The following is a 19,299-nucleotide window of genomic DNA, read 5'->3' as shown; positions in this document are numbered from 1 at the left end:
TCCTGAGAACGCATTTTTGACAAGCGATAATCTATTGACATTGGGAGACATGAACGGAGATGGACGGGTTACGAATGCCGATCTGCAATACTTACTCAATATGTTGCGCGGCGGCGGTGCGGAGACAAGCGGCGTGCCCGAACCGGAGGCGTGGGTGTTGGCCATTAGCACCGCGGCGGGTTGGCTGATGATGTTTCGCCGCCGAAATTCAACTGGAGCAATTCGTTAATTTAGGGCCGGTTCTTGTTGGGTGATACAGTGGAAGGCACCCAAGCCCCACACCAGGTCACGGGCCGGCAGGCCGATGATTTGGCGGCCCGGGAGCAGTTGGCTGAGAATTTGTAAAACCTTAGCATCTGCCGGGTCGTCGAATTGCGGCACAATGGCCACGCCGTTGGCCAGGTAGAAATTGCAATACGAGGCGGGGAGGCGCTGGTCTTCGTAGTGGATGGGCCGGGGCATGGGCAGCGCGATCACATTAAGCGGTTGATTGTTTTGATCGGTCATGCGCTGCAGCCGCTCGAAATTTTCTCGTAACGGCGAGTAGTTGACGTCGTTTGTGTCGTCTTCCAGCGCAGCGACCACAGTACGTGGGCCGACAAAGCGGGCCAGCTCGTCGATGTGGCCGTCGGTATCGTCCCCTTCGATTCCCTCGCCCAGCCAAAGGGTTTTTTTGGCGCCCAGATAATCGGCCAGATATTTTTCCATATCGTGGCAACAGAGCTGCGGGTTGCGATTCGGGTTAAGCAGGCATTGCTCGGTGGTGAGAATCGTGCCGAGGCCGTTGGAATCGATGGCGCCGCCTTCCAAAATAATTCCCGGGTGAAACAGCTTTCGGCCGGTGTATTGAGCGATGCGCTGGGGCACGGCATCGTCCAAATCGAACGGCGGATATTTGCCGCCCCACGCGTTGTAGCCCCAATCGACCAGCGCTGGCGGTGAGCCAGGCGGTCCGACAAGGAACGTGGGGCCGTGATCGCGGGTCCAAGCGTCGTTGGTGGGGATGTTGTGCAGGGTGACGTTGGGCACGTTGCCGAGAAGTTGTTTTACTTGATCGATGAGCGGCGTGCCGGATTCTGGATCGGCGCCGCCGGCCAGAATGTGCACTGGTTCGAACTGGGCCAGTGTGCGCACCAAGCGCGCAAACAGAGGCGGAATGGGCTCGAACTTGCCGGGCCAACTTTCCCGCTTGTGGGGCCAGGCGAGCCAGGTGGCGGCATGCGGTTCCCATTCGGCGGGCATGCGGTAGCCAAGTGCGGCGGGGACTTCAGCAGGGGAGAGAGGCGAGGCGCGGGGGGCGAGGGGCGAGGGGCGTGGATCGCTGTTCATTTTGTGTGCGTGGTGTTCAATCCACGTAGCGGCGGGTGATGTCGCCATAGGCGTCGATCCGGCGGTCGCGGAGGAACGGCCAATGGGTGCGGACGACGTCGATGCGGCTTAAATCGCACTCCACGATCAATGTTTCTTCTCGATCGTGGGTGGCGCGGGCCAGGATGTTGCCGTTAGGATCGGCCACGAATGATGCGCCCCAAAACTCGATGCCGCCTTCGGTTCCCACACGGTTGACGGCCACGACGAACAGGCCATTGGCGATGGCGTGGCTGCGCATCATGGTTTCCCAGGCGGCGTGCTGGCTGACGCCGTATTCCGCTTTTTCCGCGTGCAGCCAGCCGATGGCCGTGGGGTAAAACAGGATTTGTGCGCCGCGCAACGAGGTGAGCCGGGCGGCTTCCGGATACCATTGGTCCCAACACACCAACGGACCGACGCGGGCAAAGCGGGTATCGAAGGCGGCAAAACCTAAATCTCCAGGCGCAAAATAAAACTTCTCGTAATAATTCGGATCGTCTGGAATGTGCATTTTTCGATAGACGCCGGCGGTGCGGCCGTCGGCATCGAAGACGACCGCCGTATTGTGATACACGCCGGCGGCGCGGCGTTCGAACAGCGAACCGATGATCGCCACGCCGTGCTTTTTGGCGGCGGCGGCTAAGGCTTCGCTGGTGGGGCCGGGAATGGGCTCGGCTTCCTCGAACCGGGCATGGTCTTCGGATTGGCAGGGATACAGTCCCTGGAACAATTCTTGCAGGCAAACGACGTTCGCTCCGGCGGCCGCGGCTTCGGCAATTCGAGCGAGGGCCTTGTCGACGTTTTTTTGCTTGGCAGCGACGCAGTTCATCTGCACCAGCGCCACGTTGACGTGACTTGCTGGGGAGAGGTTTCCAGAAGCGGAAACGGATGATTGGTTGGCGGCGTTCATCGAAGCAACCGCGAGTCATTTTCGCGGCATGGAAAAAACGGCGTTAACAAGTCGAATGGTTCATGGTAGCGTAGTTTGCAACATGCGTACACCCGTCGGATTGTTTGTGACCGGGAACGATACAGGCGTCGGCAAGACGCACGTGGCGGCGATGATTGCCCGCGCTGCCCGTGCGCAAGGATTGGACGTTGGCGTTTACAAGCCGGTGGCCAGCGGATGCTCCAGCGAAAGCGGCAGCCTGATTGCCGAAGATGCCCAGGAGTTGTGGTTGGCGGCCGGCTCGCCCGGCGAATTGGAGCGGGTCTGTCCGCAACGGTTTGCCGCGCCGCTGTCGCCCCATTTGGCCGCGCAGGCCGAAGGCAAGGAGTTGGATGCAAATTTACTTCGCAGCGGATTGGATTACTGGCGAGAACGGTCGAATTTTTTGATCGTGGAAGGGGCCGGCGGCTTGATGAGCCCGTTGGGCGACGACGAATACGTGGCTGACCTGGCGCACGATTTTGGTTATCCGCTGATTGTCGTGGCAAGGAATCAGATCGGGGTGATCAATCAAACGCTGCAAACCATGATTGTGGCGATGACTTTCCGCGACGGGCTTAGCATCGCCGGCATTGTGTTGAATCGGACCATGCAGCCGGACGGTGATCCGAGTTTGATCGACAACCGGCGGCAGCTAGAAATGCGTTCGGTGCCGCCGCTGTTGGCAGAGGTAAAGTTCGGGCAGCAAAATTTCGAGCCGGGCGTGGATTGGGGGAGTGTGGCCCGCGCGCCGTAGCGCGGTTCTGCCAATGCTCTTTGCGTCGTTTTGTCGTTGAGGAACCAAGGGCGTCTACGAATGCAGCGCAATGGTAGGTTCCGCAGCGGCTGCCTGGCGCTGCTCGGCTAAAGATGTATCGAGCTTGAGTTGCATCACGACGGTCCAACGGCCTTTGGCATCGGGCTGGATATGCCAGTGGGGTTGCAGGCAGACGGCTTGATGAACCAGTTCGAAGCCCCCTTCCGATTGGCTGACGGTTTCGATGGGGTAGGTCCACAAATTCGTGGGGCGATTGAACGCCAATCCGACGTCGAGGCCCAGCCATTCGTCGACCAGATTCAGGGTCGCAGCATCGGAAAGACTTAAGCGCGAGCCGAGTTGGCCAAGCCGCTGGTGATCGCCGTTGTGAAAGTAGCGATCGTCGGCGCCGGCGGGCATTCCGGCGAAGTTGAATTCCACGCTGAAGTGGAACGTGCGATCGGCGGGCAAGCCCTCGAGGACGTAGGCGATTTCCAACGTGGAACTGCCGGCATGCAGCGTTAACCCCTTGGTGATTTTGAGCGGAATTCCCCACGCGTTTCCGGCGCGAGAAAGCTGGACTTGCACGCGGTCTGGATTGCGGCGAAGGCGTGCTTCGTACGGTCCTTGCAAAAAATCGCCCCGTTCCTGGGCCTCGTTGTGTTCGAGGGCCTCGGGCGAAATTTCGTCGTCGTAAAAGTGATCCAATAAACTTTTTCGCAAGTAACTGTCGTATTGCAAATGCCGCTCCAAGCCCTGCTGCTTAAACTTCACGGGCGTGTTGGCGTCGATGACGCTGCCGCCGGCGGCGCCGGGGCCCGCCAACACGCGGCGATGGTAGGCTTCGGGCCGTCGGCTGAGCGTGGCCAACAAGTTGTGGCAGATGGCGCGGACATCGAGCTCGTATAATTGTCCGCCGCGGCTGGGAGACAAGAGTGCCAGGCAACGATCGTTGGACAATTCGACTTCGGGGCGGTCGTCGAAATTCAAATCGTCCGAGACCGCTTCCACCCAGGAAGCATGCTGTCCGGCGGCGCGGTCGAGCAAATTTTCCGCGGCGATGAGGTGTTGATAAATTGCGTGCCGCAAATGAGGCAAATAAACGCCGCCGAAGGCGCCGTGCCAATAGGCACAATTGCACTGGGCGCGATACATTTCGGTGCGGGCATCATGCAACAATTCGTCGCGCGAGAGGGCCGAGCGGCCATTGAGCGACACATGCGGGGGCGGGACCACTGAAGCCGCGTTTTCCAACGCATCGTGCAGACGGCGGCTGACCATCATCATCCGAGAGTACATTTCGTTGATTTCGGGATATTTCACCAAAAAATTTCGCCATGTGCCGCCATGCACAAAGCGCGAAATGCCATTCCATTGCGGGTGTTGCTTCAGCTCCGCCCGCGCGGCCTCGTAAGCCAGCAATTGCTCAGGGGGCAAAACCCACTCGGTCATTTCGCGATAGCTGCCTTCGGGAATGTAAACTTTGCCCAAGGGGAGCACATGGTCGATGGTTTCCGAAGGGGTAGTCCAGTGGAGCCAATCCGCGTTGGCCTGCGCCAGATCGAAAAACTGCCGCAGCCAGCCGTCTTGATAAACCGGTTTTTTGGTATCGGGCCAGCAGCCGAATTTTTCGCCATCGTCGGCAAACACGGCCACCGCGCCCGGCTGGCGTTCGGCAATGCCGCGCAAGTAATCGATCGAATCGTTGGGGGCGGCAAAGGGAATGGTGTACCGCAGGCGTTCGCTGCCGGAAAATACGCGCAGCAAACGGCCGTCATCTTCGGTGAGGTAATAACCCCACAGTTGATCTTCGGTCAGTCCGGCCGATTTAAAGTGCGAATCGTCAAGGATGATGTATTCGACGCCGGCGGCGGCCAAGTCGGCGGTGAGGCTTTGCTCCCACACGCGTTCGGCAATCCAGGCTCCACGGATCGGAGTACCAAAGCGGCGCTGTAAAAATTCTCGATAAGCGCGGATTTGGCCGATGCGATCGCGGGAGGGTATCATCGGCAAAATTGGCTCAAAATAAGCGCCGCCAATAATTTCCAAGCGGCCCGCCGCCGCCAGCGCAGCCAAGCGGTCGACATATTCGGGATGATGCGCGTCGAGCCATTCCATCAATGGGCCGCTGGTGTGCAACGCCAGTTTAAAATTGGCGTAGGGCTCGATCACGTCCAGAAACGGCCGGTAACTGTCTTGATAGGCCTGTTCGAAGACGCCTTCGAAATTGCCGACCGGCTGATGATCGTGCAGCACAAACAAAAGGCGAATCGGATGGGGCATCGGCGGAAGCAGCGCTGGGCAAAAGGCGGCGAAATTTGACTCTACTGATTTTAGTGATTGACCGACCCTGTGGCCAATGGCAAGCGAAATTACACTTCGCGGAGTGCCGCCGCGGCCCGCTCGGGCAAGACCGCGTTGATGTAGCAGCCGGTGCCCAATTCAAAGCCCGCCAGGTTCGTGGTGCGCGGAAGAATCTCTATATGCCAGTGATAGTGGTCGCAACCGGGTGTGTCAAAGGGGGCGGTATGAACGATGTAATTGTAGGCGGGCAGTTTAACGATCTGCTGGAGTTTAACGAGCACCCTGCGCAGCAAGCTGGCCAATTCCGGCAGACTTTCCGAAGCCTGGGCATCGAAATGGGGCGCGTGGGCCAGCGGCAGAATCCAGGTTTCGTAAGCCATCCGCGAGGCAGAAGGGCAAAAAGCCACAAAGTTGGCAGTACGGGCCACGAGGCGGCTCTTGTCGCTGGGCAGTTCGTGGGACATCTGGCACGCGGGACAAATGCCATGTTGTTGGGTGTAGTTCTGAAAATTTGGAAGGCGGTCGCCAAAGTTTGGTCCGCCGTTTTCGAATGCCAGCAATTGGCTGTGCAAATGAGTTAGCGTGGCCCCGGCTGATGGTCCGCCGTTTTTGAATACAACGGCCAAACGAAAGCGACGTACACCTCGCAGTGTGGCCAGGCGCTGGCGGTAAACTTCCAATACCTCGGCCATTTGCACATCGCTCAGTTCGGCAACGCTGGTCAAATGGCGTGGTGATTCGATGATGATTTCGTGCAGACCCGCACCGGGTACGAGGTCGGCTTGAGAATTGGCTAGCGGTTGATTGATTTTGCCAAGCGCTTCCACCGCCGGATATTTGTTGGGCACCACGCGAACGCGCCAGCCGGGACAGTCGGGCGGACTACCAGCGGCGCGCAGAGCCAGCACTTCGCTGGGCGTGCAATGTTCGTTGCCTTCGCAGAACGGGCAGGTAATTTGGGTCCGCACCACCTGCTGAATATCCACTTCCTGGGGCCGCGCGGCGCGATTTTCCGCCAGAATCACCCAATGCCCGGTGATCGGATTGCGGCGGAGTTCGGACATTACAACATGCCAGTAGGGTTGATCGCGCCGAAGTTCGTTTTGATACCCAATCAGCGGTGCTGCGCGACCAACGGTCGCGGCTTTCTACTTTGCGCTTTATGATTTGGCGATTTGCTTTGCGCTTTCCATTTTTTTTTGCCGTTCTTCTTCCATGCGGCGTTCGGCTTCGGCATTGCCGCCCCAGAGCCAGTTGATTTGCCAGAACTTGCGCGTGGCTGCCGCTGCTTGCTCGGGCTTCAAACGATCTTCCCACTGCAGCGGCTGATAGGTGCCGAAGATGCGGTCCCAAATATCCAGCGACAGTCCGAAATTATGATGCCACTGGTTGTGCGCATGATGCATGAAATGCACGGGTCGGGGCATCCAGAAGCAGCGTTTGGGATTTTCGTGTTGAACTTGATGGCCGAACGCGGAGAAAAAAATAAAGGCATTGGCTCCAATCACCCAACCAATTCCTGCCGGAAGCGAAATTAAAAACGGCGGCCACATGAGGACCCAGGTGTACTTGAAATAATCCCAGAATTCCAACAAAACCCCCTGTGCCGTTCCGCGGGCATGATGTTCCCGATGAGTTTTTCCGGGTCCCCAGGTGACGGCGTGCATGAAGCGGTGACCCCAATACTCGACGAAGGTGCCAAAGATGAATCCGCCGACGGCCCATGCTGTGCCGACGCCCATGGCATACCAATTCATGTCGATTTCCTTGCTCGAAGCGACAATCCACGCTGCCTCTATGCCGGCCAACCACGAAATGTAGTTTACACGCGCCGGCCTATTGAGAAAACAGCAGCCCCGTAGAAGGCTTTGGGCGATGCTGCGATTGCACAATCGTGCGATTGTCAAATCTTGGCAGTATCGCCACTGCGGACTCGAGCGAGCGTGCGCTCGTACAGCGCTGTGTATTCCCGCGCGCTGCGACCCCACGACCAATCTTGCTGCATGCCGGCGGCGACCATTTTATTCCAGACTTCGGGTTTGGCGAACAAACCCACGGCCCGGCGGAGGGTTTCGCTGAGGGCAAAAGCGCTGTAATCGTGAAAGCTAAAACCGGTGGCTGTGCCCGCGGCCAGCGTTTCGTCAGTGGCGTTGATGACGGTATCGGCCAGGCCGCCGGTGGCCCGCACGATGGGCACGGCGCCATACTTCAGGCTGTAGAGCTGGCTGAGGCCGCAGGGTTCGAAGCGGCTGGGCATGAGGAAGATGTCGGCGCCGGCTTCGATCAAATGGGCCAGCCGTTCGGAGAATTCGAACTTTACGCCCACTTTTTGCCGATGGCGCTGGGCCAGCGTTTGCAATTGCTCCTGGTATTTGGGCTCGCCGGTTCCCAGTATCACCCATTGCACACCGGTCGACTGAACCCATTCGGAAATGGCAGCGATGAGCAATTCAATTCCCTTTTGTTCTGTCAGTCGCCCGACGAACGCCACAACGGGCGCTGCGCCGTTATCTTTGGGCAAACCAAATTCCTGTTGCAGCGCTGCCCGGCACTTGGCTTTCCCTTCGCGCACGTTGGCTGAATTGTATTTCGCGGGGAGATGAGGATCGGTTAGCGGATTCCATTGCGAATAGTCCACGCCGTTGATGATTCCCGACAACACGCTGCGGCGCTGCTGCAATAAACCCTCTAAGCCGCAACCCAAGGGAGCGGTTTGAATTTCCTCGGCATAGCGTGGGCTGACCGTATTGATGGCGTCGGCGAATGCCAAGCCGGTTTTGAGAAGATTCAACTGACCGAAGAATTCCATTTGATGCCAGTTGAAATACTTCCAATCCAACCCGGTGAGCAGCATGTCCCAATGCCAAAACGTTCCCTGGAACGCCAAATTGTGAACGGTGATGAGCGAGGCCGTTCGCTCAAAGCGCGGAACGCCGCGATATTCGATTTTGTGATACGCCGGCAAGAGGCCGGTTTGCCAATCGTTGCAATGCAAAATATCGACATCCAATTCCAGCAAACGCACGGCCTCCAACACCGCGCGGCTGAAGAACACAAACCGCTCGCAGTTGTCGGGGTAATCTTTGCCGGCGGTTTGGTACAGACCGTCCCGGTCGTAATAGCCGGGTTGATCGACAAAATAGACGGGCACTTGGGAGCCGGGAAATTTTCCGCGAAGCAGCCGACCGGCAATGCTGTTGCGGCCGATGCGAATATTGAGCGGAATGCCGGTGGCTTCGATCGATACGCCGGCTTGAAACACCGAACGATAGGCCGGCATGACGACCGTCACTTGATGTCCCAGGCGATGCAACTCCTGGGGCAGCGCGCCGCAAACATCGGCCAGACCGCCGGTTTTGGCAAAGGGGACCGCCTCGCTAGTGGCCAAAACAATTTTCAAGGCGACAGCCTCCCCCCGAGCTGAAATGTCGACAATCCGGCATCTTCAAAATCATAGGCCGGCATTTGGCCTGCGTCGCGGCTTAAACTAACACAAAATGCGGGAAAATTGAACTGTGCGGTGTTTGCCGCAATCGGGCGGGGTGTGAAAAGGCTGAAAATTGCAAATTCGATTGAACTTTGGCTTGGACTTGCACCACTCACTGCTAGGGGACGATTTCTCGGCGGTGGGCAGCGATTATCGCGGTGGTGGGACAATTTGAAATTCCGACAGCCGCTTTTCCCGACTGACACAGTCGGGCTATGTTCAAATTGGCCCACTACCATTATCGCGGTAGCGTGGCGGATTGCATTGGGTGTTGATAAAATGGAGGTTTCCATGGTGTTGTTGGTGCAGTGCCTTTATCGCCCCGCGGCATTCGCTGCCATGAGTGAGCTCGACGTTCGACAGATTAGCGAGAATTATTTGGCGCGGATTCATCGTGCTGCGTTGGTGTTGACCGGCAATCCGTGGGATGCGGACGACTTGACGCAAGAAACGTTTTTGGTGCTGTCACGGGAATTGCCGCGCTTTCGGGGCAGCAGCAGCATTTACACCTGGCTATACGGAATTCTCTTGAATTTAGATCGCAATCGGCGGCGCAGCGGCGCGAGACGGCGAAACAAGCTCCGCGTGCTATGGAGTACCGAAAGCGGCGTCGATAAATTGGCGCCTGCGGCGGAAACGCCACTGGAAATCAAGGAATGGAATCGCAGCCTGTGGAGACTGGTGGCCGATTTACCAACTCCGCAGCGGCACGCTTTGGTTTTGCGCTTCAGTGGGCAACTGCCCTACGAGGAAATTGCGGAAGTACTGCGTTGCCCTGTGGGGACCGTTAAATCTCGAATCTTTCACGGCGTGGCCGGCTTGCGTGAAGCCATGTTGGCCGAACATCGCCCCAGCAGCGAGTCGCAGCCTGCAGTGCCAGGAAACATTCACCATGTCAATTGAACCGCCGCGAAAATCGATTTTGCAGATGACAGGCCACGAGTCCGACGATTCTTCGGCGGACGAATGGCCCGACGATTTACAGGCGGTGGCGCAACAACTGACTGATGACGCACAGTTTTTGGCCGCGCGGTATCCGGCCACGGTTGCTGCGGCAGCGGTGGCTCGTGAAGTGGACAAGCGCCAGATTGTCCTGCCGCTTGAAACGCGCCTTGCCGTGCGCCGGCCCCGGCCATTTTGGCAGCAAGCGGCGGCGGCCGTGCTGTTCATGGGGTTGGGGGGCGCAGCCACGGCCATAACTATTTATTCGCGCAGCGCGGGCAATGGGCCGGTGCCGCACGCGTTGCACAGCCCGGTCGCTAGCAGCGAAGCTTCAGGCAGCGAAACTTCGGGCAGCAAAGCTTCGGGCAGCGGCGCTGTCAGCGACGATGAAAATTCCGTCGGTGTGCAAGCCGTCGGGTTTAATACGGTCCCGGCCGCGCGAACCACACTGAGCGAAGTCGAGATGTTGCGCATTCAATCGGCGGCGTTCGAGCAGGTGATACGCAAGCTGCAAGATGAACTGGCTCGGCGCGACAAAGAGCAGGCGGACATGCAGCAAACGTTGGAATCGCTGCGGAAAGAGGTGAGCGAACTGCGTCAGCGGGTGAACGAAGCGCCACCGGCCGGCAAGGACAAATAGCGGAGGGTCTGCATCGCATCCCGCGGTTTTGCTTTTTCAGCTTTCCCCTTAGCTATCAGCGGCTATTTTTTCGCGCCGGCAATGAAAGCGGCGATTCGATCCAGGCCAGCTTCCAGGTCGGCCATGCTGGCGGCGTAGGAGATGCGGACGTATCCTTCCGCCCCGAAGGCCGAGCCCATTACCGTCCCCACATTTTGCTGTTCCAACAGCGCCAGGCACCATTGGGCCGAGTTGGCGCATTTTACGCCGCTGTAAGTGCCGCCTAAATGCTGCTTGATGTTTACAAAGGCGTAAAAGGCGCCGGCCATTTCCGGAACGCTTACGCCCGGGATTCTGGCCAGCCGGCTGCGGACAAAATCGCGTCGCATGGAAAATTCTGCGTGCATGTCGCGGACGCATTGTTGCGGACCTTCCAGGGCCGCCGCCGCCGCATACTGACTGATGCTGCATGGATTCGAGGTTTCCTGGCTTTGTAAATCGGCCATGGCCTTGGCCACGTTTGTGGGTGATAAGGTCCAGCCGATGCGCCAGCCGGTCATGGCGTACGATTTGCTTACGCCGTTCACCACCACAGTGCGCTCCACCAAGCCCGGCCGCACCGTGGGGAAGCTTTTGAAGCGATGGTTGCCGTAAATCAAGTGTTCATAGATTTCGTCGCTCACAACCAGCAAATTGTGCTGGAGAACTACGTCAGCCAGTGCGGCCAACTCCTCCGGCGAGTAGACGCTGCCGGTGGGATTGCTGGGAGAACAAACCAGGAGGATGGTCGTGCGCGGAGTAATCGCCGCTTGCAGTTGAGCGGGCGTCAGTTTGAAATCGTTAGTCTCGGCTGTTTGCAGGATGACGGGCTTCGAGCCGGTGAGCTTCACCAATTCTGCATAGCTGACCCAATAGGGGGCCGGAATAATGACTTCATCGCCCGGATTGCACAGCGCGGCAAAAACATTGTGCAGGGAATGTTTAGCCCCGTTGGAAACCACTACTTGGGCCGGCTGGTATTCCAGGCCGGTGCGCTGCTTGTAAGTTTTGACAATTGCTTTTTTCAATTCCGGAATGCCGCTGGCAACGGTGTAATGCGTGTGGCCGGCCGCGATGGCCGCATCGGCGGCCGCGCAAATGTGCGGGGGCGTAGTGAAATCGGGCTCGCCCACGCTGAAGTCGTACACCTTCTTTCCGGCGGCAGCCAGCTCCTTGGCTTTGGCGGCCATCGCCAACGTGGCGGAGGGTTCCAAGGCGGAAACGATATGTGAAATCTGCATCGCCATGGGCGAAATCCTTGGGCTGCAATGAACGGAAAGCGGCTGGCAAGAAACACGAACCACGCACGGCATTGTACTGGAAGACAGGACAATCATATTCGCCTGCGGGTTCGTCTCCAAGCGGGTCGGGTAAAGCGCCTTCCAGCCGCCCGATGCGAAGCGATTGAAACTCATGTTGCGAAACCTACTGGGGCGCAAGAATGACACGTCGAAGTTCCAAGGCGCGTCAGATTGATGGCGCGGCAAACTCGTATTGACAGATTTCTGGGGATCGTGTTTCAATGGCCTGCATGGGAGTAGTTGTTAGGCCAGCCACAGGCAAGTTTTGTCGACTGGCCACCCTCGGGAACTTGGATTGCAGATCGAAAGTCGCCGTGCCGTAGGAAACAGCGACTTCGGGATTAGTGCGTCATCGAACTAGAACGTGTTGTTGGCGGAACCGGCCTGAACCGGAGCACCCCAGGCTCGACCGCTGATTTGTTTGCATGTGGTGCTCGCTAGTTCAGGAGCCAATAGATATGGCAGCCAAGAAGAAATCCAGTGCTCGAAAATCGAAACGCTCACCGAAAAAAAAGGCGAGCAAGCGTTCTGCAAAGAAAAAGAGCAGCCGGCGATGGTAAGCGCCCCAATAGGCGTATGCTAATCGTTGTTTGATTCCGACGAGAAAGGTCGGTCTGCGCGCTTGCGGCACAGACCGACCTATTTTTTCATGGTCGGGCCGCTGTTCCGTGGACGACGGCGCGACATTGACCAAACTTGTTTGGCATGTTAGAGTTGCGTGTAATGTAAATAGTGATTCATTCTTGCGCGGGGGGCGATCAACCCGCTTCTTCAAGCTCTTCTGGCAGCGAATTCAGTGACCGATACGGCAACCAGTGTGCTGGATCAATCGACCCGATTCGATCAGCTAAATCTTTCAACCACGATGCTGGCGGCGCTGGCTGCTGCGGAATACTCGCAACCGACGCCAATTCAGGCCGGCTTGATTCCACGGGCCTTGGCCGGAGTTGACGTGCTGGGCCAAGCCCGTACCGGGACCGGAAAAACGGCGGCGTTCGCCATACCGATATTAGAGCAGCTTGATTTGGGGAAAAAACATCCCGGTCCGCAAGCGCTGGTGTTGGTACCGACGCGCGAACTGGCCGTGCAAGTGCGCGAAGAAGTCATCAAGCTGTCGCATGGGCGCAAAGTGCATGCGGTGGCCTTATACGGCGGCAAGCCGATCAAGGGGCAAATCGAAAAACTTCGCCGCGGCGTGGAAGTGGTCATCGGCACTCCGGGAAGGGTGCTGGACCATTTGGCGCGGGGCACTTTGGGACTGCGCGATTTGAAAATGGTGGTGCTGGACGAGGCAGACCGGATGTTGGACATCGGCTTCCGGCCGGACATCGAAAAAATTCTGCGGAACTGCCCCCAATCGCGGCAAACGCTGCTGCTTTCTGCGACGGTGCCGCCGCCGGTGGAACGGCTGGCGAAGCGCTACATGCGCGATCCGGAAGTGCAGAATTTTTCGCCCAAGGACGTGGCGGTGGAGACGATCGAGCAATTTTATTTCACGGTCGACGCCAACCGCAAATTCGAGCTGCTGGAGAAGCTGCTGCAGCGCGAGCAGCCTCGGCAGGCGATTATTTTTTGCCGGACCAAGAGGGGAACGGAAAAAGTGTATCAGCGGCTTTCGAAAAAGCTGTCCGAAGCGGCCACGATTCATGGCGATTTGCACCAGGGGGCGCGCGATCGCGTGATGGCCGCGTTTCGAGCGGGCGAGGTGCGGTATTTAGTGGCCACCGACGTGGTGGGACGCGGCATCGACGTATCGGGGATTTCGCACATTATCAACTACGATTTGCCCCAATTCTGCGATGATTACGTGCACCGCGTGGGGCGCACCGGCCGCATGGGGCGGGAAGGCGTGGCGTACTCGTTTGTCACTCCCGAGGAAGGAAACGAATTGACGCGGATTGAGATGAGAATCAACCGGCTTCTGCATCGCGATGAAATGCCGGGCATTTCCAACGCGGGAAAACCGGCCGACACGACGGGCATTCCGGCCCATAGCGGCCCCGTGCAGTGGAGACCCGGCGGCGGTTGGGGAAACAGCCAGGAGGAGTATAGCCAGCCCAGCGCCGGCGCGGCGGCGACAGAGGCCGCCAACGCAAGTGAAGCGGGAGCAGCCGGAACAGGCTCCGAACCAAAGAGCGCATCGCCACCGCCGGCCGCGGCAGCGAAACCGGCAACCAAGCGCTATCGCCGGGCGCTTTGAGGGGCTGATTCAGGGCAGCAGGTGCATCGTTCAGCCCGGCGGTGGTGTCGTTTTGCAACATCGCGAACGGCGAGATAGAATTCTGGGGAGTTCGAGACCGCTCTATGCAGATCACCGCAGATTTTTTGGCGCAGCAGTTGGAATTGGCCGACGCTTTAGCGGCAGGAAGAAATCGCATGCTACAGCCGCAGGATTTGCCGGGCCGATATGGACGCGTGGTGAAGGCGCTGGATCTGGTGCTGGCCGCGTGCGATTGCGAAGCGGTGGTGGGCGGCGGTTGGGCCGTTTGGCGGCACGGGTACGTTGGCCGTGTGACGCAAGACATTGACATGGTGTTGCCGCGCGATCGCATCGACGATTTTCTCAAAACGGCGTCGGTGAGCGGATTTGTTATCCTCAATCAACCGGCAGGACGTTGGCCTAAGCTGCAACATCGAGAGACGGGAATCGACGTCGATATTTTGCCCGAGGGGGAGCGGCCTGGCACCATGACGCACCCCGCGCCGACGACGATTGCCCACCCGAGTTTGATGGGGGGCGTTCGTGGGCAGTTGCGCTACATTTCGCTGCCCGCTTTGGTGGAACTTAAATTGGCGGCCGGCCGGCTGCGCGACGAGGCCGATATTCTGGAACTGTTGCGAGAAAATCCGGAGCAAGTTGAACCGCTACGAGAGCATCTGGCCGCAGTACATCGACAATATGTGACGCGGCTGGAGCAATTACTGGCCCGACTTGATGAATCTGCGGGCGGTTGAAGTTACGGCAAGTGTTTGCCGGCGGCACGAATCAGTTCGATCAGGACTGAGCGGTGGCAGCGGGTTTCGTCTTCGCAGAAGCAGCCGACCGCAATTGGGGTGCGGCGGCTGATGGCGGCGAGCAATTCGATGGTGTGCCGGGCTTCGGGGCGCTGCATTTCCGCTTGATAAGCGCGAAAGAATTGTTGCGGAGTTTTTTTGCCGTCTTTGAATGCGGCGAGCAATTCCCGGCTGGGGGCGACCAGCGGGAGCCAGACGTCGAAGAAGTCGCGCCGGGCATATTCACTGCGAGGGACACCGCGCGGCAGATGCCGGACCGTGCCCAGACGCAGGCCTTCGTGCTTTGTTCGCGGGGAACCGAGGCGATATGTCGAAATTTGTGGGCGATTCATCATGCGGCCCCGGATTTACCTGGCGGAAGTTACAATAAAGAAAGCGGCGAAAAATTCGATTTCAGTGAATTTGGTCCGGCAATTATTCTATGTTTTTTCGCATTGGGTTGGCCAGCGTGGGCTTGTTGGCGGCGGCGCTGGTGTGCAGTTGCGGCAGCGCTTGGGCGCAAACGGCCGGCGGCGCGAATCAAGGCGCATTGGTTTCTTCTGCGCCGCTCTTTGCCGCCGTCGACGAAGCCGCGGTGCGGGCTTTGGGCATTCGCAAGCTGGAAAGCCGGCGGCTGGTGTTGTACACCGATTTGCCCACTGTGCCGGAAGTTGATGAATTGCCGCAAGTGTTTGACCAGGCGTTTGAATTGTGGTGCAAGTATTTTGGGCTCGATGCGGCGCGGTATCCGGATTGGAAAATGCGGGCGTCGATCATCGACAATCCACAGCGATTTATCGACGCGGGGCTGATGCCGGCCGATTTGCCGAAATTTCTCAACGGGTATACTCGCGGACATGAGTGTTGGCTGTACAACCAAACCAGCCCGTACTATCGGCGGCATTTATTGTTGCACGAGGGGGTGCATGGGTTCATGTTCTCGCTGGTGGGGAGCAATGCGCCACCGTGGTACATCGAAGGGATGGCGGAATTGTTGGGCACGCACCATTGGGAACAGGGCAAATTGCAATTGCCTTACTTTCCGCAGCACGCCGCCGAGGTGCCCAAGCTAGGCCGGATTGAAATTGTGCAGAAAGATTTTGAACAGCATCGGGCCATGCGCCTGGCGGATGTGATGGCTTACGACCGCTTGGCCCATTTGCATGTGGAACCGTATGGCTGGTCGTGGGCGGCGTGCGCGTTTTTGGATGGGCATCCGAAGTACCGCGATAAGTTTTGGCAAATGCAGGGACGGCTGAGCGTGCATAACCACTTCAACGCCGATTTGGTGGCCGCATACGGCGACGATTACCCGCACTTGGAAGAAGAGTGGGAAGTGTTTGTCGCCAATTTAGATTACAGTTACGATTTTGGTCGCATGGCCATCGACTTTACGCCGGGCGAACCTTTGGGCTCGCAAAACCGTCGTGTTGAAGTGCAGGCCGACCGGGGTTGGCAGAACAGCGGCGTGCTACTGGAAGCGGGGAAAACCTACAAACTGACGGCGAGCGGGCGATTTCAAGTGGCCAGCGATCCCAAGCCGTGGATCAGCGAACCGAACGGCGTTTCGGTGCGTTATATTCATGGGCGGCCGCTGGGTTTAATGCTGGGGGCCGTGCATCCGGAACATACTGACCACGCGGTTAGTTCGCTGGTGAATCCGATTGTGGTGGGTCTGGCAGCGACAATTACGCCCTACGAAACCGGCACGCTGTATTTGCGAGTGAACGATTCCGCGGGTGAACTCAGCGACAACGCCGGACAGGCGGAAGTGAACATTTCGACGGATTGACGATGTGCATTGCAGCGCCGACAATTATTCAGCGTGCGGTGATTTTCGGTCGTCGATTTCATCCATCCGTCAATTCACTTCCAAACCATCCCATGCCACTTCTGCAATCGCCCATGAATTTTATTGAGCAGGAAGATCCCGATGTTTGGGCCGCCATTGATGCCGAGGCGCAGCGGCAGCAAGACGGGCTGGAAATGATCGCCAGCGAAAATTATGTCAGCCCGGCGGTGATGCAGGCGGTGGGCAGCGTGCTGACGAACAAATATGCAGAAGGGTATCCGGGCCGGCGGTATTACGGCGGCTGCGAGCATGTCGACACCGTGGAAGAACTGGCCCGCAACCGGGCGAAGCAATTATTCGGCGCGGAGCATGCCAACGTGCAGCCGCACTCGGGCAGTCAGGCGAATTTCGCGGTGTATCTTTCGGCGGTGCAGCCGGGCGATACGGTGTTGGGCTTGGACCTGGCCCACGGCGGGCATTTGACGCATGGCATGAAATTGAACATTTCGGGCATGCTGTATCACTTCGTGGCGTACGGCGTGACGCGGGATACTAACCGATTGGATTTCGACCAGGTGGCGCGGCTGGCCCGTGAGCATAAGCCGAAGTTGATTGTGGCCGGGGCCAGCGCTTATCCGCGGCAAATTCCGCATGGGAAGTTTGCGGAAATCTCGCGGGAAGTCGGGGCGAAATTGTTCGTCGACATGGCCCATTACGCCGGGTTGGTGGCGGCGGGTTTGCACGATAATCCCGTGGGTGTCGCCGATTTTGTCACCACGACGACGCACAAAACTTTGCGCGGTCCGCGGGCCGGGCTGGCCATGTGCAAAACGGAATACGCCAAGGATTTGGACCGCAACGTGTTCCCGGGCATTCAAGGCGGGCCGCTGATGCACGTGATTGCCGGCAAGGCGGTGTGCTTTGGCGAGGCGCTGCGGCCCGACTTCAAAATTTACGCGCAGCGAATTATGGATAACGCCAAGGCGCTGGCCGAAGCGCTGATGGCGGGCGGCCTGCGATTAGTCAGCGGTGGGACTGACAACCACTTGATGTTGGTCGACGTCACGACGCTGGGCATCGGCGGCAAGCTGGCGGAAGCGGCGCTCGACAAGGCGGGCATCACCGTGAACAAAAACATGATTCCGTATGACGAGCGCAAGCCGATGGACCCTTCGGGCGTGCGGATTGGCACGCCGGCGCTGACGACGCGCGGCATGGGGCCGGACGAAATGCGAACGATTGCCGCTTGGATTTTGCGGGCGCTTAAGTCGGCGGAGAATGAAGCGGCGCTGGCGGAAATCCGCGGTGAAGTGAGCGAGTTGTGCCAGCAGTTTCCGGTACCGGCGGCGCGATTAGGAGCTTTCTGATTTGTAGGAGGCGAATCCTTTCGCCGACCCTCGCGAATGCATCTTCATTAAAGCTGCCGTCGGGGAAAGGATTCCCCTCCTACTGTTTTTTTGCTTCGCGCAGGCGGGCGCGAATTTTTTCCAGGCGCGAGGCCAGTTCTTTTTCGAAGCCGCGATCGACGGGGCGATAGTATTCGCGCTCGATGCCCAAGTAGTCTTGCGCGGCGATGGCGCCTGGCGCATTGTGCGAATACTCGTAGCCTTTGCCGTGGCCCAGCCGCTCGGCGCCCTGGTAATGCTTGTCGCGCAGTTGCACCGGCACCGGTAGCAATCGGCCGTCGCGGACATCGTGCACGGCTTCGCCGATCGCCACGGTGGCGGCGTTGCTTTTGGGCGCGCAGGCCAAGTAAGCCACCGCTTGGGCCAGCGTCAACTGACATTCGGGCAAGCCGACGAACTCGCAGGCTTGCATGGCGGCGACGGCCAACGGCAGCGCGTGCGGATCGGCGTTGCCGACATCTTCACTGGCTAAAATCACGAGGCGGCGGGTGAGAAAGCGGACTTCTTCGCCCCCTTCCAGCATGCGGGCCAGCCAGTAAATGGCCGCATCGGGATCGCTGCCGCGGATGCTTTTGATGAGCGCGCTGGCAGCGTCGTAATGGGCGTCGCCGCTGGCATCGTAGTCGACGGCCTTGCGCTGCACCGATTCTTGCGCCAGCGCTTTGGTGAACCGCAACGGGCGCTCGGGTGACGAGAGGACGCCGATTTCCAAAGCGCCCAGGGCGCGGCGGGCGTCGCCATCGCTGACTTCGGCCAGAAATTGCAGGGCGCCGTCGTCGAGCGAAACTTGTTCGTGGCCGAGGCCGTGTTGCGCGTCGGCCAGAGCGCGGCGAATGATGGCTTTGATGTGGTCGATGGACAGGGGTTTGAACTCGAAAATGCGGCTGCGGCTGACCAAGGCGCTGGTGAGCGCGAAGAAGGGATTTTGGGTGGTGGCGCCGACCAATATTACCACGCCTTCTTCCACGTCGGGCAGGAGCACATCTTGCTGGGCGCGGTTGAAGCGATGAATTTCGTCAATGAATAGCAGCGTGCGTTGGCCGGCGGCGGCGAGACGGTCGCGGGCTTCGTCGAGCACTTCGCGCAGTTCTTTTACGCCGCTGGCGACGGCGCTCATGGGCTGAAACATGCTGCGGCTGGCCGTCGCCAACAGATGCGCCAGCGTTGTTTTGCCGGTGCCGGGCGGGCCGTAAAAAATGACCGAGCCCAAGCGGTCTGCGGCCAACAGGCGGCGCAACAATTTTCCTTCGCCCAGGAAATGCTCCTGGCCGACGAAGTCGTCGAGCGATTCGGGGCGCATGCGTGCCGCCAGCGGTTGGGCCTGGCGGCGGTTTTCGGCTTCGGCGGCGGCGAAGAGGGACATGGCGGAAGTGGTCAGGG

General features: G+C 58.8%; 17 protein-coding genes. 8 read left to right on the top strand and 9 right to left on the bottom strand.

Features of this window, described 5'->3' with window-relative positions:
* On the top strand, positions 1 to 229 hold a 229-nt coding region (locus VMJ32_06030), incomplete at its 5' end, for a hypothetical protein (GenBank protein ID HTQ38565.1).
* On the opposite strand, the gene VMJ32_06025 is transcribed toward VMJ32_06030, so the two are convergent.
* On the bottom strand, positions 226 to 1,329 hold the full coding sequence (locus tag VMJ32_06025; GenBank protein HTQ38564.1) for an agmatine deiminase family protein: 1,104 nt from the start codon (positions 1,327 to 1,329) through the stop codon (positions 226 to 228). The two genes, VMJ32_06030 and VMJ32_06025, sit on opposite strands and share 4 nt — an antisense overlap.
* Before the next feature lie 16 nt (positions 1,330 to 1,345).
* Positions 1,346 to 2,260: a carbon-nitrogen hydrolase gene (locus VMJ32_06020; protein HTQ38563.1), complete on the bottom strand. Its 915-nt coding sequence runs from the start codon at positions 2,258 to 2,260 to the stop codon at positions 1,346 to 1,348.
* Positions 2,261 to 2,342: 82 nt separating this feature from the next.
* Between VMJ32_06020 and bioD the strand changes: the two genes are divergently transcribed.
* A complete protein-coding gene (gene bioD, locus VMJ32_06015; protein ID HTQ38562.1) occupies positions 2,343 to 3,035 on the top strand; it encodes a dethiobiotin synthase in 693 nt (230 codons plus the stop codon).
* A gap of 54 nt (positions 3,036 to 3,089) precedes the next feature.
* On the opposite strand, the gene VMJ32_06010 is transcribed toward bioD, so the two are convergent.
* The 4 genes from VMJ32_06010 to glgA all read right to left on the bottom strand — a co-directional run bounded on the left by VMJ32_06010 (position 3,090) and on the right by glgA (position 8,739).
* A complete protein-coding gene (locus tag VMJ32_06010) occupies positions 3,090 to 5,318 on the bottom strand; it encodes an alpha-amylase/4-alpha-glucanotransferase domain-containing protein (GenBank protein ID HTQ38561.1) in 2,229 nt (742 codons plus the stop codon).
* Between the two features lie 89 nt (positions 5,319 to 5,407).
* Entirely contained in the window at positions 5,408 to 6,403 is a 996-nt protein-coding gene (locus tag VMJ32_06005; protein HTQ38560.1) for a DUF4921 family protein, read from the bottom strand.
* A gap of 96 nt (positions 6,404 to 6,499) precedes the next feature.
* The gene (locus VMJ32_06000) at positions 6,500 to 7,096 is read right to left on the bottom strand and encodes a sterol desaturase family protein (GenBank protein ID HTQ38559.1); all 597 of its coding nucleotides are present in this window, start codon (positions 7,094 to 7,096) and stop codon (positions 6,500 to 6,502) included.
* A 146-nt stretch (positions 7,097 to 7,242) separates the two neighbouring features.
* Positions 7,243 to 8,739 (bottom strand): glycogen synthase GlgA, encoded by a 1,497-nt coding sequence (gene glgA / locus VMJ32_05995; GenBank protein ID HTQ38558.1) that lies wholly within the window; start codon positions 8,737 to 8,739, stop codon positions 7,243 to 7,245.
* A gap of 426 nt (positions 8,740 to 9,165) precedes the next feature.
* On the opposite strand from glgA, the gene VMJ32_05990 reads away from it, so the two are divergent.
* Positions 9,166 to 9,729 carry an RNA polymerase sigma factor gene (locus tag VMJ32_05990; GenBank protein HTQ38557.1) on the top strand — a complete coding sequence of 188 codons (564 nt, stop codon included), beginning with the start codon at positions 9,166 to 9,168 and terminating at the stop codon, positions 9,727 to 9,729.
* A complete protein-coding gene (locus tag VMJ32_05985; protein ID HTQ38556.1) occupies positions 9,719 to 10,408 on the top strand; it encodes a hypothetical protein in 690 nt (229 codons plus the stop codon). Before VMJ32_05990 ends, VMJ32_05985 begins: the two co-directional genes overlap by 11 nt.
* 62 nt (positions 10,409 to 10,470) lie before the next feature.
* Here the strand turns inward: VMJ32_05985 and VMJ32_05980 are convergent, their stop codons facing one another.
* Positions 10,471 to 11,673 (bottom strand): pyridoxal phosphate-dependent aminotransferase, encoded by a 1,203-nt coding sequence (locus VMJ32_05980; GenBank protein ID HTQ38555.1) that lies wholly within the window; start codon positions 11,671 to 11,673, stop codon positions 10,471 to 10,473.
* A gap of 919 nt (positions 11,674 to 12,592) precedes the next feature.
* Here VMJ32_05980 and VMJ32_05975 point away from each other — a divergent pair.
* A complete protein-coding gene (locus VMJ32_05975; GenBank protein HTQ38554.1) occupies positions 12,593 to 13,927 on the top strand; it encodes a DEAD/DEAH box helicase in 1,335 nt (444 codons plus the stop codon).
* Positions 13,928 to 14,031: 104 nt separating this feature from the next.
* Positions 14,032 to 14,682 (top strand): hypothetical protein, encoded by a 651-nt coding sequence (locus VMJ32_05970; GenBank protein HTQ38553.1) that lies wholly within the window; start codon positions 14,032 to 14,034, stop codon positions 14,680 to 14,682.
* A gap of 2 nt (positions 14,683 to 14,684) precedes the next feature.
* Here VMJ32_05970 and VMJ32_05965 read toward each other — a convergent pair whose 3' ends face one another.
* Positions 14,685 to 15,074: a DUF488 family protein gene (locus VMJ32_05965; GenBank protein ID HTQ38552.1), complete on the bottom strand. Its 390-nt coding sequence runs from the start codon at positions 15,072 to 15,074 to the stop codon at positions 14,685 to 14,687.
* A gap of 89 nt (positions 15,075 to 15,163) precedes the next feature.
* On the opposite strand from VMJ32_05965, the gene VMJ32_05960 reads away from it, so the two are divergent.
* Both VMJ32_05960 and glyA read left to right on the top strand, forming a co-directional pair.
* Positions 15,164 to 16,513, top strand: coding sequence for a hypothetical protein (locus tag VMJ32_05960; protein ID HTQ38551.1), 1,350 nt, complete (start codon positions 15,164 to 15,166; stop codon positions 16,511 to 16,513).
* Positions 16,514 to 16,626: 113 nt separating this feature from the next.
* A complete protein-coding gene (gene glyA, locus VMJ32_05955; GenBank protein ID HTQ38550.1) occupies positions 16,627 to 17,880 on the top strand; it encodes a serine hydroxymethyltransferase in 1,254 nt (417 codons plus the stop codon).
* Between the two features lie 79 nt (positions 17,881 to 17,959).
* Here the strand turns inward: glyA and VMJ32_05950 are convergent, their stop codons facing one another.
* Positions 17,960 to 19,282: a replication-associated recombination protein A gene (locus tag VMJ32_05950; protein ID HTQ38549.1), complete on the bottom strand. Its 1,323-nt coding sequence runs from the start codon at positions 19,280 to 19,282 to the stop codon at positions 17,960 to 17,962.
* Between the last annotated feature and the right edge of the window lie 17 nt (positions 19,283 to 19,299).

Source organism: Pirellulales bacterium, from assembly GCA_035499655.1.
GTDB lineage: Bacteria > Planctomycetota > Planctomycetia > Pirellulales > JADZDJ01 > DATJYL01.
Note: the sequence above shows the minus strand (reverse complement) of the source record. Positions and strands in the feature narration are given on the sequence as shown.